The following is a 16,867-nucleotide window of genomic DNA, read 5'->3' on the forward strand; positions in this document are numbered from 1 at the left end:
ATTCTGGCCTGGATGCCTGACATGTCTGTCTACCAAAAGATGTTAATTTTTTACGCAGTAATGGCGTCAATCTCCTGCTTGACGACCTGGTTTCTCTCCCACGATAAAAAACGGATCCGCTTGCTGAGCGCCGTTTTAGTCGGCGCCACCTGGCCGATGAGTTTTCCTGTCGCGTTGATGTTTTCACTGTTCTGATGCAACACTGCACGGCCAGATAAGAGGCCTGGGCCTCGTTATCAGACCTGTGGCAAGAGTTCGCGCAACCGCTTTTTGTCTGCGTCTGTGACATCCAGCGGATGCCGGTATCCTTTGTTTTCATTGGCGCGAGTGTAAAGCGCAACCAGCCAGTCATAGACATAGCGACTGGCGGCATGGACGGGCTGTTCGTCCAGTTGCGTTAAGCGGGACATCGGCGGTTGCTCCGTTGCGCTAAAAATAGCGGTGCCTTTGCGGATTCGGCTGGCAGGACGCGCAGCTTCTGCAACCTCCGCATAGCCGAGCCAGGCGACAAAGTTGCCGATTCCGGCGTGCAACTGCGCGCCACAAACCGCTTCACGCTGCATAATCTGCTGTAAATGCTGTGGCAGAGCGAGCCGATAGCTTGTGGTGACCAGAATATCCACGGTATGTCGGAGCGTTTCCGGCGCCAGACCTAATCGACGCGCATTCTCCTCATTACGACACCACTGACGCACATGGTTAACCCACATTCGATGCGCCAGGTCGCCGGTCTCTTTGTTTTCCGCCGGACGGGGCGCATCGCGCATGTCGGCGAACAGGTCGATCTCTTCACTGAACAATCCGCTCACCTGCTCTTCACGCGGTTGTTGAGTCTGCAACAACGACTCAAAACGGTGAATCGGCGGCAGCAGGCCGTCGAGCAGTTCGCCATGACGGGCTGCCTGCGCCTGCAACTGGCGGATGACGATCTCGGCGGCCATCGGCTCGCCCGCGTCCGGAAGCAGAAGGTCGTGGAGCTGTTGATGATGCTGCCCAATCAATGAGGTCAGCCGCGCCTGACGCTGGGCTGGCGATGTCGCCTGTGAGAGCCACTCCACCAGGCGTTGTAAACTGTGTTTATCCAGCGCCTGTAGCGTTCCCCAGTGTAAACCGGGTTTGCCCATTAACTGCTGAACGGCTTCATCCAGATTTTGTTGCGTCGCAAAGCGGGCATCCTGCGGGGTAATCGCCCACACCACCCCTGGCATGGCGGCGTCGCGCAACGGTTGAGTGTCATACACCCAGCCGGATAGCTTGCGGGCGACCGCAGGGGTTTGCGAACGGGATGAGAGAGCGTTACAGATAACTAAAACGTCGGGTTGCAAGCGCTGGCGATAACTCTCCAGCATCCAGTCCAGTTTCGCCCGCCATAACGGGGAAATCGCCACGTCAGGCGCCAGGGGAATATCCAACAGATCAACGTTATCCAGCACCGTATCTTCAACGGTCAGAACCACTTCGCGGGTTAACAACGCCAGGGCGTCCAGCGACAGGCTGGTCGCATTCTGCAGTTGCCCCTCCACCACCGGGTGGACCACCACATCGCTTTGTGTCTCTCCGCTACTCTGCGCTCCCTGGGTGAGAAAGCTTTCCGCCGGCAAACCAAAATTGTCGACCAGTAAACTCAGCGGTGCCGCCACTTCTTTAGCATGACAGGTTTGCTGCAACGTATGCGCCAGATCCAACCATTGGCGGGTCAGTTCCGGTTGCTCTCCCCACAGTAACGCCCACGCGTTTGCCCGGGTGGTGAGATCGACAGCGGGTAGAATAGTGGCAAACTGGTGCCAAAGTGCATCATCAATCTGCTGCTGCCCTGCGGGCACACACGTTCGCCAGAAATGGGCAATGGCCGCGACGTCTTCAGGCGTCACCCCCGGCACAGTCTGACGCTGGCGCAGCGCCTGCCACTTTTCTAATCGTGATTCGATGATCGACCGTTCAACCGCTCGATGGGCGGGTTGCGCGCAGGCTTGGGCGATAAAAATCTGCACCAGTTCCGCTTCGCTGATAAGCCGCAAATACAGCGGCCAGTCGCTGTCAGTTGCGACGTTGTCCCGGGTAAAACGCAGCGCCATGTTCGTTGGCGCATGCCCCGGATTAATATGCGAAAAATAGTCAAAACTGCGTTCTGGCGTCGCCACATTCAGTTTTCCGTTTCCGCCTCTACAGAGCGCGCTGAGCAGATGTGCTTTCGCGGATTGTGAATGCCCATACAACCCCACGCTACCTCTGGCGGCCTGTGCCTGGTGAAGGGCCGATTCTTTCAAGCTGGCCTGGGTGAGCTGCGCCAACAGCGCATCGGCTTCATCATCAAGGCGCGTTGTTTGCTGACGAGTGTGATTAACCCAGTCAATGATGGCCTGTGTGGTGTTTAACGGCTTACTCATTTCAGGTACACACTCCCGCTGTCGATCCAGTAGTGGCTGCCGCTGTGTCGGCGGTCAGCCAGCGTATTTAATTTGAGGGTCAGGGCATTGGCGGCGACAGGCGTGCCATCCTGTAGCCAGGCATCGCTCAGTACGAAGGATTCCGGCCCGCTTTCTTTATTGGTGCCACGCAGTTGTAGCCGCACGTTTAAGACGCCATCTCCGGCAATGGTTTTCGCCAGTTCGGCGGAATTGATACTCAGGGTGTACAGCGGCGTAGCTGGCCAGCGACTGTTCGCCAGTTGGCGAAAACCGAGGGTAACGTTGCCGCGTAACGGGAAGTGCAGACGGGTGTCCAGCTTCATGCCGGGTTTGTCGAGATCGACGTTGTGATACCAGACATTCTCATCGCGCAGCGTGTTCACCGTGTTATCCAGCACCCCGAGATAGCGCACCGTAGAGTAAGCGCCAATATCCGCCGCTTTGAAGTTAAAGCGCGGCAGGCGTAAGTCCAGCGCCAGACTGCACAGCATCGCACCCACGGCAGCGGTCGATTTCGGATTGCCAATACGGCCTTGCTGGCTGAACGGATACCATTCATGCACGCGGTAGTTATCCATCCAGACAATTCGGTTGACCGGAACCGGCTGCAGATGGCGGATCAGCGCCTGCACGCCTGGCAAGCAGGCAGGACGTCCGGTGACCAGCAACACGTCGCAACAATAGTGCGAAATGGCTTCACAGACGGCATGAAGCGGGGAGGTCAGTGTGAACTGACCCGCCAGCAGCGCTTCCTGTAACGTGCTGAACTGCACCTGTAGCGGTACATTCAGCAGATCAAACGGCTCAGAGCCAGATGGCAACGCATGATCGAACGCCTGCTGGATATAGTTCATCACGTTGCGCGTAGGACGTTGAGGCAGCAGTTCGCCAAACGAGGCATGTAATCCCGCCAGCGGATCGTTAATATCGCTCTGCTCCCAGGCGCTAAGCACCGCATGACCCAGCGGCATAAACAGCTGTAACGCGGTTTGTTGGCGCAAAATTGCCTGTGTATCTATCCGCCCCGAGTCGCCAAACAAGGTCGCCAGCAGGGCGGCGGCATCGCTTACCCCGGCCTGCTGCAAACGGGTTTGCAACGCAGGCAGGACACAACGTTGAATGACATCCAGCAGCAGGTCGTCTCCGGCGACTTTAAACCCTTCACGAAACAATAAGTGCGGCGTGATTTTGACGTTAGCGCCGACACCGTCATCAAGCTGATAATGAACAACCGCCATATCGGTGGTGCCGCCGCCAATGTCGATAGAGGCGACGCGCAGCGCCCGACCTTTCACTTCACCAGGTTCTGGCAGGCGATCCGGGCGGGAGAGGGCATTAAAGAAAGATTCAGTACGACCGGCGTAGTGTGAAATCGCTTCGTTGTACAGCCAGACGAGTTGCCCACAGCTGGCTTCATCCCATTCCATCTGGATCGTGGGCACCGGGATAACGCTCTTTTCCTGCTGTTTGCGGGTGGCGAAATCCTCGTCCTGTGGATGCCAGCCCATCGCCTTCCACACCAGCGCGACGGCTTCGAACATGCGCTGGCGGAAAATCTCGCGCTCCTGTTTCGGCATCGCAGAGGGCAACGTCAAAATCAGCGAACGTAGCTGACGGGGAGAGGTTGGGAAGCCCAGACGCAGCCGGGTCGCGACGCTGTTAATTTGCCCCAGCGCCTGTGCCAGAATTTCGCACAGCATGTGGGTCATCAGCGTGCTGCGGCTATATTGTGGGGAGAATACCGGCAATCGGTCATCCTGCGGCAGGCTGAACAGCGGCTCTCCATCGTCATTCATCAGGTTCATTAACGGAAACGCCGTGGCGAGCGGCTCGCGCTGGGTTTTGCTGTTCATCTGGCTAAAACGCCAGTCCTGCAAGACCGGTGTTTCATCCCACAGATAGCGACGCGGGCTGGAGATCCCGCTGTTGCCTTCAGTGCCTAAACGCTGCATGGCCAGTTTTCGGGCTTCGTCGCCCACTCGCACAATAGACGGCCAGACAAAGGCATCGTCGCGACCGCTTTCGACGGAAAAGTGCTGCTTGCCAAAGCGTGCTTCAGAGAACTCCAGGCGACTGGTGAAGAGAGGATCGTTGAGGAACTGCGGCTCGCTTAACGAACGAACCTGCAATTCTGCCGTCTGGCGCAGTCCGTCGTTGGCATCGCCGTGATCTTCAATCAGGACGCCGCAGGTGTGCGTATTGCCGACATCCAGAATCAAATCGACCGGGATTGCGGGTGTGCTCAGCGTATGGGTGACCAGTTTCACTTCCGGTACCGCAAGTTGTTCGCCCAGCAGCGTCAGCAGATTCAGCCAGTGCGCCTGATACTCAAAGTTGCGCAGCGCCAGTTGAACGTCCTGCTCTGAGTGATCTTCTTTGTGGGTAAGATGTTGGAAAAAGGCTTCCCGCAGCCAGCCGTCAACCCAGGTCTGATCAAGAAAATCGGCCACTTCGTCATCGCGCCAGGCGAGCGCAAAGCGGGTGCCGTTGAGCAGATCGTTTTCGTTTGGCGCAAGCGTTGCAGAGACGTTCTGTGCCAGTTGGCTGTCTAAGGCCAGGGTAACGCGATGGGTGTTTCCTGCACCGTCGGGATGCGCCAGTTTGCGCACCTGTACCCGCGCCCAGTTATCCGGGCCTTCCACGAAAGTGCGTGGCGGATTAAAGCGCAAAAACGGCAGCGGCAACCAGACACCGTCAAGCACCTCCAGCGAATGATGCAGCGTTTGGGTACTTTCCGGTTTAACGACTTCGGGTTGCCCGCCGGTGCGCACCGGTAACGTATAGCGACCGCTGCTGAGATCGAAATCCAGCCGTAACAAGGGGCCATTGGCCGTTTTTCGCACAAAACGCCCCAGGTGCGCTGACTCCTGCGGCGTCAACCCAAAATCAAGAAACTGCACGCCGCTGTTGGCGATAAGCGTTACGCTTTGTTTGTAATCACACAGATTTACCAGCATAAAATCAGGCACCTATCTTTTTAAACGACAACGGCAGCGCCGCGTGAGCATCGTAACGCGCCGTGCAAGTCGCGACGTCATTCGCGCCCGCTTTACAGGTAATTTCCGGCATGGGGTAGCGTGAACCGTCAGTGCAACGCGCATTGCCACGACTCTTGATCATCAGCTCGCCCGTCTGATGCAGACCCGAGAACACCTCGGCCCGACAGACGATACTGTCTCCATGCACCACGCGAGCGGTGCCTTTATTGTTTTGCAACTGATAGCGCAGAGAGGGCGCTTTCCCGGTGATGGGATCCTTTACATCGATCATCACGCGCCAGTTACCGTTTAAAAAACGCGTCGTCCCGGCTTTCATCTGATTGGCATCCATCACCAGCGCATCTTTCGGGATGGCGGCAATCACCACCGGCTGTTCCGCTTTTTTCTCTGTTTGAGGTGCCGGGATCACTTCCGCCTGATGCAGCGGCAGCGGGGCGATTGTCTTCGGCAACGGTTTTATCTCTGATGCAGCCAACATCACGGGGACAGGGGTTTCAGTGACGACAGTCGATGGCTTCCACAGCAATGGCGCAGCGATGAGCGCAATAACCGCCGCCGCGAGCGGCAAACACCACACGGGCAGACGACGGGCGGGTTTCACCGACGGCGGTGGCGTTTCCGGCTCACTGACTTTCAGCGCAGCAATTGAAATCGGCTCAGGCTCCGGGAGTGGCTCGATAACAGGCACCAGCAGAGGTTCATCCGCCAGAGCGAAGGTTACCTCGGGAACGGGCTCGTCTTCCGGCTCAGGTTCTACGCAAAGCGCAGGTGGCGCGTCAAAGGTGCGCAGGCAATCCAGGACCTCTTCACGAGTATTTTCGTTGAGATTCACGAAACCCCAGAAGGTGATAACCGGCTTGCCGTTCACCAGAAAAACATGATTTTCGCCAGGGAACTGAAGGGCTTTCTCCAGCAACGATCCAAACAGTTGCAGAGACGTTTTACCGGATTGCAGGCTTTTTCGACTCAAAGCCGCTGCCGTCTCTACCATGCCAGCCAGCACGCGCAGCGCCCGTAAACGCGACTCTTCGCTGGCAGATTTCCACGCGATAGCCTCTCCCTCGACCGGGGAATACCAGTCAACGCGCTCGCCGGTATCATTGAGTTGCGGTATCGCCAGACATTCCGCCATGGCTTGCTGTTTACGCAGGCGGAGCGTTTCACGAATTTGCAATGCTGAATCAAAAACGGCCTGACCGCCGCCGCCCACGGCCTGATAGTCATCCAGATTGCCGCTACGCAAGAGAGTTTTTGCCACGTTATTGTCCCTTAGACTTCTTCACGCATCTACTTTACGGGTCGCCGCGACATGCAAACGGCGGAAGAGAGGCAAAAAGGGGCGAATTTTCCAGGCATAGAGGAGACGGAAAAATCTTGACGTTAACAAAAAGACTTAAGGGAAATTCTTTCACGCCCGTTGCGGAATTTATCAGCGAAAAACGCCGGATTTGCATAACCTGAGAGTGATTCGTTATTTGTCAGTTTTTGTCAGCTATGCTCAGATGGTCCTCTTACGACTAAAATGAGAAGGCCTATAACTATGTCTACAGGGAAAGCAGTGTTTGCACTGGCGCTCAGCGCAATGTTGCCCACAGGCGCCGCCATGGCGGCAGCGACGGATACAATCATCTATTGCTCGGAAGCGTCTCCCGAATCGTTTAACCCGCAAATCGCCAGTTCTGGCCCCTCGTTTGTGGCCAGTTCTCAGGTGCTGTACAACCGATTAATCAATTTTGATCCGGTAAAAAATACCCCGGTCCCGTCTCTGGCGACCGACTGGACTATCTCTGAAGACGGCAAAACCTATACCTTCACCCTGAGGCAGGGTGTGAAGTTCAACAGTAATAAATTCTTCAAGCCCACCCGTGATTTCAACGCTGACGACGTTATTTTCTCCGTTTTGCGCCAGAAAGACGCCAGCCATCCCTATCACAACGTTTCGCAGGGGAGCTACGAATACTTCAATGATGTCGGTCTGGACAAATTGATCAAAGAGGTGAAGAAGCTTGACGATTACCACGTACAGTTTGTGTTGAGCGAGCCGAATGCGGCGTTTCTCGCCGACTGGGGGATGGATTTTGCGTCTATTCTCTCGGCGGAATATGCCGATGCCATGCTGAAAAAAGGCACGCCGGAAAACGTCGATAACTGGCCGATTGGCACCGGTCCTTACGTTTTACAACAGTACAAGCAGGATGCGCAGATTCGCTATCTGGCGAACCCTCACTACTGGGATGGCGATGTGCCGACAAAACACCTGATTTTTTCGATCACGCCTAACGTCCAGACGCGTCTGGCAAAACTGCAAACCAACGAATGTCAGATTATTCCCGCGCCCGCGCCAGTGCAGTTTGATGAGATTAAAAAGAATAAAGATCTGACGCTGCATACCGTTGATGCGCTAAACGTCGGGTATCTGGCGTTTAATACAGAGAAGAAACCGTTGGATAATGTTCTGGTTCGCCAGGCGCTGAATTACGCCACGGACAAAAACGCGATCATTAACGCGGTCTTTTTAGGTTCCGGCACGGTTGCAAAATCGCCCCTTCCGCCGAAGATGATGGGCTTTAAAAAAGACCTTAACGACTACACTTACGATCCACAAAAGGCGAAAGAACTGCTGAAACAGGCCGGGCAGGAGAAGGGCTTTGAAGTGACGCTCTGGTCAATGCCGGTTCAACGTCCTTATAACCCCAACTCGCGGCGAATTGCCGAGATGATCCAGAGTGACTGGGCAAAAGTGGGCGTAACGGCAAAAATTGTCTCTTTTGAGTGGGGCGAGTACCTTTCCGGCATGCGTAAAGGCGAACATGATACCGCGCTGTTTGGCTGGATGTCTGATAACGGTGACCCGGATAATTTTGCCGATGTCTTGTTAGGGTGTAATAGCATCAAAACCGGATCGAATGCCGCACGCTGGTGCGATAAGGGGTATGATGCGCTTGTGCAGAAGGCGAAGCTGGTCAGCGATCCGGCCGAACGCGCGGCGTTGTACGGTCAGGCACAGGACATTTTTTATCAACAAGCGCCCTGGATAGCGCTGGCTAACGGAAAAACGTTCTACGCTACGCGCAGTAATGTGAGCGGTTACAGCGTAAGCCTGATGGGCAGCGATTTTTCAAAAGCGAAATTGAATTAAGACGTTAAGGAGAAAATATGTCGCATCTGGATGAGGTAAGTTCACGCGTCGATGCCGCCATTAATGAAGGCGTGATCAGCCATATGAATGAACTGCTGGTGGTGCTGAGCGATGATGGCGAGCTGAGTCGGGAAGATCGCTATACCCAGCAGCAACGCTTGCGTACCGCCATTGCGCATCATGGACGCCAGCACAAAGAAGAGATGGAAGCGCGCCGCGATCAGCTCACCAAAGGCGGCACGATCCTCTGATCATCCTAAAACGTGCGTCTGGCGACCAGCCAGGCGCCGACAACCAGCAAAACCGCCCCGCACACGGGACCAGCCAGCGCCCGTATCGGCACCCCGTGACTTCGCACGATATCCAGCACTAAGCCACCAATCAATTGACTGGCGACCAGTACCGCAATGGTGGTCGCCGCGCCGACATATTGATAACCACTGATGCTGGCGAAAACAAAAAACGACCCTAACAGGCCGGGGATCAGCGTCCACCAGCGCACGCTGGACATCAGCTCGCCAAATCCCACCGCACCCTGTTTGAACCCTAAAATGCTGACAAACAGAATAATGCCCACCAGCGAATTGAGCAGCATCGCGATAAGGATGGTCGACGAGGTCTGGGTAATCCGCACCATCAGGGTGTTTTGTACAACCAGGCCAATGCCTGCGGCAATCAGGAAAGCAACGGTCAGCGTCTGGTTCATCTGTGTCCGTCCGGATCGATACGATCGTCCAGTTGCAGTTGCATAAAGGTCAGATCCAGCCAACGACCAAATTTCGTACCGACCTGCGGCATGTGCGCTGTCGTTTTAAACCCCAGTGATTCATGCAGATGCAGCGAGGCGAGGTTTTGCGACTCAATTCCAGCAACCATCACGTGTTTACCGCACGCACGCGCCTCATCAATCAGTCTTTTGAGTAGTGCTCGCCCCAGACCCTTACCCTGATGTTCCGGGTGAACATAGACAGAGTGTTCAACGGTATGGCGAAAGCCCTCAAAGTTTCGCCAGTCGCCAAAAGAGGCATAGCCGGTGACCGTGTCATTTTCTTCGCTGACCAGTACCGGATAGCCCAGGAACTGACGCGCTTCATACCAGGCGATACGGTTGTCGACATCAACGGTTTGATCGTTCCAGATGGCGGCGGTGTGTAAAACGGCATGGTTGTAGATTTCTGCGATGGCGGCACAGTCATCTTTGCTGGCAAATCGAATGGGCATGTTGAACCTCAAGGGGTGTTCACTATAGTATTACGATATGAATACTATTGAAGACAGTATAAATCAACGGATCAGTGTCAGAATTCGCATTGAACGCGAGTCGCGGGGCTGGTCGTTGACGGAGCTTGCCGAACGGGCGGGCGTCTCACGGGCGATGATCCACAAGATTGAACGGGGCGAGAGCAGTCCAACGGCAACGCTGCTTGGCAGACTTTCGGGCGCGTTTGGCATTAGCATGTCGACGCTGATCGCCCGCGCCGAGATGCAGGAGGGCAAACTGTTGCGCTTTGCCGATCAACCGGTCTGGCACGATCCGCAAACGCACTATCTGCGCCGCCATGTCTCGCCGCGCAGCGATCTGCCGATCGATTTGGTGCAGATTGAACTTCCGCCCGGCAGCGACGTTCCGATGCCTGCGTCGTCCTACGCGCTGGCCCGTCAGCTTATCTGGTTACAGCAGGGAGAACTGGTGTTTGTTGAAGGGGATACCCGTCATGAAATGAAGGCCGGGGACTGTCTCGAACTCGGACCGCCCAATGACTGCCGCTTTATTAATGAAACGTCATATCCCTGCGTTTATCTGGTGGTACGTTTAAATCCCACCGGCAATTAAGCCGCAAGCGCTGTGGATATAAACTGCTCCACCGGAGCAGTTTTCTTCTTTTATTATTAAATCCAACGCGACGTAATCTCATTCTCTTCTGTGAAGTTTGAAATGAAATACATCTTTAAAAGAGCAGCGAATATATAACGTGATGTATTTGTCAATAACTAATGCATTAAAAAAGCTGAATTAAAGTCTTTTTATATAATATCTGAAAAAAATAACAATTACTAGCAATGACAATATTTATACAAAATGCGATTGTTAATTATGCGGTCGTCGTTGCAAATTTGAAATAATATGTAACCCTATGTTAAATTTTCTTTTTGGCCGCTCTGATGGAATTGGCAGCTAGGAAAATAATGAAACATGGAGAATGATATATTGAGTTACAACGGCAATAATATTTATAAAATAATCCCTTTGGATGGTGTGGGTTTAATTGTTTTAGCGTCAATTTGCACAACCGCGCATGCTAATGCACTTTCTATTAACGACTCAAAAACGGTTGCAGAGCTTCCTGCGTCGCCACCGGCATTATATGTCGGCGACGGCGGCACGGGTTCGCTGCTTATTTCCCGCGGTGAGACGGTGGTGACTGGGCAAGATCCCAAATTAGAAAACGGGTCCGTCATGGGATACAGCCGAAATGATAACGGCACTATCACTGTTGATGGCGGCTCATGGTTTGATAGCGTCACCACGGGCAATATTCCTGCAAGCGAAGGAACAACAGCTGTTGGTGGTGGAGGCAACGGTGCGCTGGAAATTAAGAACGGTGGTAAAGCGCATACTCTGTTTATCAATATCGGCCAAAACAACAATAGTACCGGCGTTGTCAACGTTGATGGCGCGGACTCAGAATTATTTGCTACAGCAAATGACACTTCTGGCATTACGGTGGGGACTAACGGCAGCGGTACGCTGAATATTACCCACGGCGGTAACGTCACCAGTAACTCGGTTTCTCATGTTGCGGATAGCGCGGGAACACAAGGTACAGTTAACGTCAGCGGAAAAGGCTCCCGTTTTACGATTACTGATGGTCAATTAAATGTTGGACGTCATGGCGACGGTATATTAAGCGTCACCGACGGTGGCACGGTGAATTCAATGGGTGGCGGGATTGCCATTGAATCGGGCGCAACGGGGGCGGCAACGATTAAAGGTGCGGGCTCAACATGGAACATAGGGACAAATCGCATTCTGAGTATTGGTTTTAAACCAAAGTCAGGCGAGGCGTCCAGCACCGGCGCTTTGGTGCTTGAAGATAACGGCACGATGGTGGCTGAAGGTGGCGTCAATATTAATAATGACTCCAGCATGCTGGTCATTGGCGCGAAGCCAGACTCAGCAGCGGCGACACCCGGTACATTAGAGGCTCCTGCCGTCAGACTGCACGCTGCCGGTAGCCAGTTAGTCTTTAATCACACCGATACCTCCGGAAATTACCTGTTTTCGCCTGCCGTTTCAGGGCTGGGTTCCCTGAGCAATATCAGCGGAACGACCGTGTTGACGGGCGAAAATACCTATGAAGGCGGCACTACCATCAGCGGTGGGACGCTGCAACTGGGTGATGGCACAAGCGCAGGCTCGATTGTAGGTAACGTGCTTAACAACAGCGAATTTGTTATCAACAACCCTGACGAAACATCCCTCTCTGGCGTCATCTCCGGTACGGGCTCGCTGACCCAGCAGGGGGCAGGGGAAACGGTACTCAGTGCCGTGAATACTTACACCGGCAAAACTACCCTCAATAACGGTACGCTGCGCACGGACGTGGTTGACAGCATTGCCAGCAGCAATGAGGTGACCATCAACGGCGGCGTGTTTGACCTGAACGCGAATAACCAGCAGGTTAACCGACTGGGGGGCATCGGCGGAGAAGTGCGTCTGAATGGCGCGACGCTGACGGCGAACAACGCAACAGCCACTGACAATACCACTTTTGCCGGAGACATTGTCGACGGCACATCGGCGGGCAGTCTGACCAAAACGGGTGAGGGTTCGCTGACGCTGTCAGGTAAAACTCAGTGGACCGGTGATACCCGTATTGACGGCGGCGAACTGGTGCTGGATGGCAGCCAAAAAGAGGCGCAACTGGTCAGCAATATCATCGGCCAGGACAACACCGCGTTGTCACTGCGTAACGGCGCGATATTGACCGGCTGGATTGACCCGACGAACGTCAACATCGACAAAGAGAGTCGCTGGAACATGACGGCGGATTCACGGGTTGAGGATATTCATCTCGCTGGGACCGTTAATTTTGTCGCACCCGCTTCGTTGCCTATGAGCGCAGGACGCACCCTGACCGCCAATAACTGGTATGGGCAGGACGGTACGGTCGTGCTGAACACCGTGCTGGGCAATGATGCCTCGGTGACGGACAACATTGTGGTCAACGGCAATACCAGCGGCAACACCTTCGTGAAGGTGAACAATGCCGGTGGGAATGGTGACTGGACCCTTAACGGGATCCGTGTTGTCGAAGTGAAAGGGCTGTCTGACGGGACCTTCACCAAATCCGGGCGTATTGTGGCCGGGGCTTACGACTACAGCCTGGAGAAAAAAGGGGCTGACTGGTACCTGACTAACCAGTATGTTGCACCTCCGACACCCAAACCGGACACGCCGGATACACCAGATACACCAGATACACCAGATACACCAGACACACCGGATACACCGGATACACCAGACACACCGGATACACCGGATACACCGGATACACCAGATACACCAGATACACCTATTGTTCCTGGTAAACCGGTCGTTCGTCCTGAAGCCGCCAGCTATAGCGCTAACCTGATGGCGGCCAATACTATGTTCATCACCCGTCTGCACGATCGTCTGGGAGAACCTCAGTATACCGACGCGCTGACCGGCGAGAAGAAAGTCACCAGCATGTGGCTGCGTCAGGTCGGCGGGCATAACCGCTTTAAAGACAGCAGCGGGCAAATCAGCACCCAAAGCAACCGTTACGTGGTGCAACTGGGCGGGGATATTGCGCAATGGAGTTCGGATGAGCTGCAACGCTGGCATCTTGGCGTGATGGCTGGTTACGGTCGTAACAGCAGCAACAGCCGTTCGAATGTCACGGGTTATCGCTCAGAAGGCACCGTCAGCGGTTACAGCGCCGGGCTTTACGCCACCTGGTATCAGAACGATGAAACCAGACAGGGCATGTACCTGGACAGCTGGGCGCAGTACGGCTGGTTTGATAATGACGTCAAAGGACAGGATATTCAGAATGAGTCCTACAAATCGCGCGGGATCACCGCGTCGCTTGAAGCGGGCTACACGCACAAACTGGGCGAGTTTACCGGCAGTCAGGGCTCACTGAATGAGTGGTATATCCAGCCGCAGGCGCAGGTCATCTGGATGGGCGTCACCGCGGACGATCACCGTGAAAGCAATGGCACTCGCGTCAGCGGTGAAGGGGAAAACAATGTGCAGACCCGTCTGGGGATGCGTACTTTCCTGAAAGGCCACAGCAAAATCGATGACGGTAAAAACCGGACCTTCCAGCCGTTTGTGGAAGCCAACTGGATCCACAACAGCGAGAAGTTTGGTGTCCGGATGGATGGCATGCGCGTCAGCCAGGATGGCTCGCAGGATCTCGGGGAACTGAAAACCGGCGTAGAGGGCCAGTTGAATCCGCACCTGAACCTGTGGGGTAATGTTGGCGTTCAGATCGGTGATAAAGGTTACAGCGATACTTCCGCGATGATCGGCGTGAAATACAGTTTCTGACAGGTTCTTTAAAATGTTTTAAATCAATCTGTTAATCTATTTTTAGCCCTGTATAAACCGGGATCAGTTTCTGATCCCGGTTTTTTTGCACCATTTTTATTTACCCAGCAATGGCAGGAAAAATCGCGCAAAGCCGTAAACCAACGAATTCGTGCAGTGTAAAGTAATAATTCCGCCATAAAAAATGGGCAAATTTGTCATTTGCGGCTTTAATTAAAGCACCGCAAAATACGTCACAGAACGTTAACAAACAAAATGTCATGCGGGTAAACTATCACTTTTGGTTTTTATTTTTATTATTCCTGACCAGGTTCACTTTTTTAAAATTAAATCCCTTGCCTTATATAGGGGTTTAATTGAGATGTCGCTCGATGAATAACTGAAGGATGTAAAATGCCCGGTTTGGAAAGAACATCACATATCAGCCTGACGACACAGGTTGAGAACGGTTTGAAACACCAGTTGACGATAGGTGCATTAAAACCAGGTGCGAGACTGATAACGAAAAATATTGCCCACGATCTGGGGGTCAGTATTACGCCGGTTCGGGAAGCATTACTGCGGCTGGTCTCCGCCAGCGCATTGGCTGTTGCTCCGGCTCAGGCCTTTATGGTGCCGGACATCTCACTGGCGAGATGGGAAGAGATCAACCATGTCCGCACCGAACTTGAAGGTATGGCGGTAGCGGCGGCGGCAGAGGCGATTTCTGCCGAGCATATGCAGACCCTCGCCACGTTGCTGGAGCAGTATCAACAGGCGCACGAAGGCGGCACGATACAAGAGCGACTTCTGGCAAATCACGCGTTACGATTTGAAATTTACCGTTATGCCAATATGCCAACGCTCTATCAAATGATTGAACAACTGTGGGTACGAATGGGCCCCAGCCTGCATTTTTTATATGCTAATGGGGTGCCTGACGGTTATCAGAGCCGTGTGGAATATTATCACAGGTTGCTCGACGCGCTGGCGCAAGGAGATAAAGACGAGTGCCGCCAGTGTCTGAAAGAGATCATTGCTAAAAATGTCACCGTCATTAGAACGCAATATCTTAATTAATCTCGCCGGAATATAGCGGGGAGAACCCCGCTATTGATGTCTTACCTTTCTGCGCTATTCAACACGCCAATACCCTTGTGACCATTCGTGCCTTCGTGGAGAAATTAAGAAGATTACGTGGCGGGTGAAAAGAATGCTCCACATATTGATAAATAATGATTACTATTCGCATTCATTAAAAAGAGCAACACCATGATGTTGCTCATCGAAGCCGTGTGAAGCAGTTATACAGATATTTATCAAAGGGAGTCGTCATGCATTTACGTCATCTGTTTTCGCCGCGCCTGCGGGGTTCATTATTGTTAGGTTCACTGCTTGTTGCGTCGTCATTTAGCACGCAGGCTGCGGAAGAAATGCTGCGTAAAGCCGTAGGTAAGGGCGCATATGAAATGGCCTATAGCCAGCAGGAAAATGCGTTGTGGCTGGCCACGTCGCAGAGCCGTAAAATTGACAAAGGCGGCATCGTGTATCGCCTCGACCCTGTCACGCTGGAAGTCACTCAGGCGATTCACAACGATCTCAAACCGTTTGGCGCAACCGTTAACAATGCAACCCAAACGCTGTGGTTTGGCAATACGGTCAACAGCGCGCTGACGGCCATTGACGCCAAAACGGGTGATGTCAAAGGTCGCCTGGTCCTCGATCCCCGCCAGCGTTCAGAAGAGGTGCGTCCGTTGCAGCCACGCCAACTGGTGGCGGATGAGGCAACCAATACGGTTTACATCAGCGGCATCGGTAAAGAGAGCGTTGTCTGGGTGGTCGATGGTGAATCCATCAAACTGAAAACCACCATCCAGAATACCGGCAAGATGAGCACCGGTCTGGCTGTCGACAGTAAAGCAGGGCGTTTGTATACCACGAACGCCGATGGCGAATTCATCACCATTGATACCGCTGATAATAAAATTCTGAGCCGCAAGAAATTGCTGGACGACGGTAAAGAGCACTTCTTTATTAACCTGAGTCTGGACACGGCCGGGCACCGCGCGTTTATCACCGATTCGAAAGCGGCGGAAGTGTTAGTGATTGATACGCGTGACGGCAAAGTGCTGGCAAAAGTGGCGGCGCCTGAATCGCTGGCGGTGCTCTTCAACCCTGCGCGTAACGAAGCCTACGTCACCCATCGTCAGGCCGGTAAAGTTAGCGTGATTGACGCGAAGCGCTACAACGTCGTGAAGACGTTTGACACGCCAACCTTCCCGAATAGCCTCGCGCTTTCTGCCGATGGAAAAACCCTCTACGTGAGCGTTAAACAAAAATCGACTCGCGAGCAGGAAGCCACCCAGCCAGATGATGTGATCCGTATCGCACTATAATCCCCAACAGGAGAGGGAAATCCTCTCCTGTCTTTCCTCCCACAAGCCGACATGCCTCGTTACACCCCGCAAGTAGCCTGGTCAACATCAGGGAATTACACTACCGGCACGTTTGGATGATTGAAAAATACAGGAATATTATGAAGAAGCCACTTATGTGCCTTTGCGCGGGCGTTATGCTTTTCACTCTGGCGGGTTGCACCACCGATTACGTCATGACGACGAAACAGGGGAAAACCATTGTGATTCAGGGTAAACCAAAGTTGGATAAAGAGACGGGAATGACCAGTTACACCGATCAGGACGGCAATAAGCGGGAAATTAACAGCAATGACGTTGCTGAGCTTATCGAAGCGAATTAATTT

At 53.6% G+C, this 16,867-nt stretch carries 13 protein-coding genes; 8 read left to right on the forward strand and 5 right to left on the reverse strand.

Features of this window, described 5'->3' with window-relative positions:
• Nucleotides 1-21: 21 nt before the first annotated feature.
• Nucleotides 22-195 (forward strand): GhoT/OrtT family toxin, encoded by a 174-nt coding sequence (locus tag JM656_RS10850; RefSeq protein ID WP_203361147.1) that lies wholly within the window; start codon nt 22-24, stop codon nt 193-195.
• A gap of 41 nt (nt 196-236) precedes the next feature.
• On the opposite strand, the gene JM656_RS10855 is transcribed toward JM656_RS10850, so the two are convergent.
• The 3 genes from JM656_RS10855 to JM656_RS10865 are packed head-to-tail and all read right to left on the reverse strand — an operon-like array spanning nt 237 to nt 6,665.
• Nucleotides 237-2,387 (reverse strand): virulence factor SrfC family protein, encoded by a 2,151-nt coding sequence (locus JM656_RS10855; protein WP_203361148.1) that lies wholly within the window; start codon nt 2,385-2,387, stop codon nt 237-239.
• Nucleotides 2,384-5,365 carry a virulence factor SrfB gene (locus JM656_RS10860; RefSeq protein ID WP_203361149.1) on the reverse strand — a complete coding sequence of 994 codons (2,982 nt, stop codon included), beginning with the start codon at nt 5,363-5,365 and terminating at the stop codon, nt 2,384-2,386. Before JM656_RS10860 ends, JM656_RS10855 begins: the two co-directional genes overlap by 4 nt.
• Before the next feature lie 4 nt (nt 5,366-5,369).
• The gene (locus JM656_RS10865) at nt 5,370-6,665 is read right to left on the reverse strand and encodes an SrfA family protein (protein ID WP_203361150.1); all 1,296 of its coding nucleotides are present in this window, start codon (nt 6,663-6,665) and stop codon (nt 5,370-5,372) included.
• Between the two features lie 282 nt (nt 6,666-6,947).
• Here JM656_RS10865 and JM656_RS10870 point away from each other — a divergent pair, with 282 nt between their 5' ends.
• Together JM656_RS10870 and JM656_RS10875 are read left to right on the forward strand one after the other, a co-directional pair.
• Nucleotides 6,948-8,546, forward strand: coding sequence for an ABC transporter substrate-binding protein (locus JM656_RS10870; protein WP_203361151.1), 1,599 nt, complete (start codon nt 6,948-6,950; stop codon nt 8,544-8,546).
• 17 nt (nt 8,547-8,563) lie between these two features.
• Nucleotides 8,564-8,797, forward strand: a complete 234-nt coding sequence (locus JM656_RS10875; protein WP_203361152.1) for a YdcY family protein — start codon at nt 8,564-8,566, stop codon at nt 8,795-8,797.
• A 5-nt stretch (nt 8,798-8,802) separates the two neighbouring features.
• On the opposite strand, the gene JM656_RS10880 is transcribed toward JM656_RS10875, so the two are convergent.
• Entirely contained in the window at nt 8,803-9,252 is a 450-nt protein-coding gene (locus JM656_RS10880; protein ID WP_203361153.1) for a DMT family transporter, read from the reverse strand.
• The gene (gene mddA, locus JM656_RS10885; protein ID WP_203361154.1) at nt 9,249-9,767 is read right to left on the reverse strand and encodes an L-methionine sulfoximine/L-methionine sulfone acetyltransferase; all 519 of its coding nucleotides are present in this window, start codon (nt 9,765-9,767) and stop codon (nt 9,249-9,251) included. Before mddA ends, JM656_RS10880 begins: the two co-directional genes overlap by 4 nt.
• Nucleotides 9,768-9,804: 37 nt before the next feature.
• On the opposite strand from mddA, the gene JM656_RS10890 reads away from it, so the two are divergent.
• The 5 genes from JM656_RS10890 (at nt 9,805) to JM656_RS10910 (ending at nt 16,864) form a co-directional block, all read left to right on the forward strand.
• A complete protein-coding gene (locus JM656_RS10890) occupies nt 9,805-10,380 on the forward strand; it encodes a helix-turn-helix domain-containing protein (protein ID WP_203361155.1) in 576 nt (191 codons plus the stop codon).
• Between the two features lie 624 nt (nt 10,381-11,004).
• A complete protein-coding gene (locus tag JM656_RS10895) occupies nt 11,005-14,127 on the forward strand; it encodes an autotransporter outer membrane beta-barrel domain-containing protein (protein WP_203361156.1) in 3,123 nt (1,040 codons plus the stop codon).
• 393 nt (nt 14,128-14,520) lie between these two features.
• Nucleotides 14,521-15,186 (forward strand): GntR family transcriptional regulator, encoded by a 666-nt coding sequence (locus JM656_RS10900; protein WP_203361157.1) that lies wholly within the window; start codon nt 14,521-14,523, stop codon nt 15,184-15,186.
• Nucleotides 15,187-15,440: 254 nt separating this feature from the next.
• Nucleotides 15,441-16,502 carry a YncE family protein gene (locus JM656_RS10905; protein WP_203361158.1) on the forward strand — a complete coding sequence of 354 codons (1,062 nt, stop codon included), beginning with the start codon at nt 15,441-15,443 and terminating at the stop codon, nt 16,500-16,502.
• Between the two features lie 140 nt (nt 16,503-16,642).
• Nucleotides 16,643-16,864, forward strand: coding sequence for a YgdI/YgdR family lipoprotein (locus JM656_RS10910; protein ID WP_203361159.1), 222 nt, complete (start codon nt 16,643-16,645; stop codon nt 16,862-16,864).
• The last annotated feature ends 3 nt before the right edge of the window (nt 16,865-16,867 follow it).

This window comes from Citrobacter sp. R56 (assembly GCF_016811995.1).
In the GTDB taxonomy this organism is placed as follows: Bacteria; Pseudomonadota; Gammaproteobacteria; order Enterobacterales; family Enterobacteriaceae; genus Citrobacter_D; species Citrobacter_D enshiensis.

Coding starts and splice junctions, on each gene's coding strand:
- mddA (WP_203361154.1), bottom strand. CDS start 9,767: ATGCCCATTCGATTTGCCAGCAAAGATGACTGTGCCGCCATCGCAGAA.
- JM656_RS10850 (WP_203361147.1), top strand. CDS start 22: ATGTCTGTCTACCAAAAGATGTTAATTTTTTACGCAGTAATGGCGTCA.
- JM656_RS10855 (WP_203361148.1), bottom strand. CDS start 2,387: ATGAGTAAGCCGTTAAACACCACACAGGCCATCATTGACTGGGTTAAT.
- JM656_RS10890 (WP_203361155.1), top strand. CDS start 9,805: ATGAATACTATTGAAGACAGTATAAATCAACGGATCAGTGTCAGAATT.
- JM656_RS10900 (WP_203361157.1), top strand. CDS start 14,521: ATGCCCGGTTTGGAAAGAACATCACATATCAGCCTGACGACACAGGTT.
- JM656_RS10870 (WP_203361151.1), top strand. CDS start 6,948: ATGTCTACAGGGAAAGCAGTGTTTGCACTGGCGCTCAGCGCAATGTTG.
- JM656_RS10880 (WP_203361153.1), bottom strand. CDS start 9,252: ATGAACCAGACGCTGACCGTTGCTTTCCTGATTGCCGCAGGCATTGGC.
- JM656_RS10905 (WP_203361158.1), top strand. CDS start 15,441: ATGCATTTACGTCATCTGTTTTCGCCGCGCCTGCGGGGTTCATTATTG.
- JM656_RS10895 (WP_203361156.1), top strand. CDS start 11,005: ATGGGATACAGCCGAAATGATAACGGCACTATCACTGTTGATGGCGGC.
- JM656_RS10860 (WP_203361149.1), bottom strand. CDS start 5,365: ATGCTGGTAAATCTGTGTGATTACAAACAAAGCGTAACGCTTATCGCC.
- JM656_RS10910 (WP_203361159.1), top strand. CDS start 16,643: ATGAAGAAGCCACTTATGTGCCTTTGCGCGGGCGTTATGCTTTTCACT.
- JM656_RS10875 (WP_203361152.1), top strand. CDS start 8,564: ATGTCGCATCTGGATGAGGTAAGTTCACGCGTCGATGCCGCCATTAAT.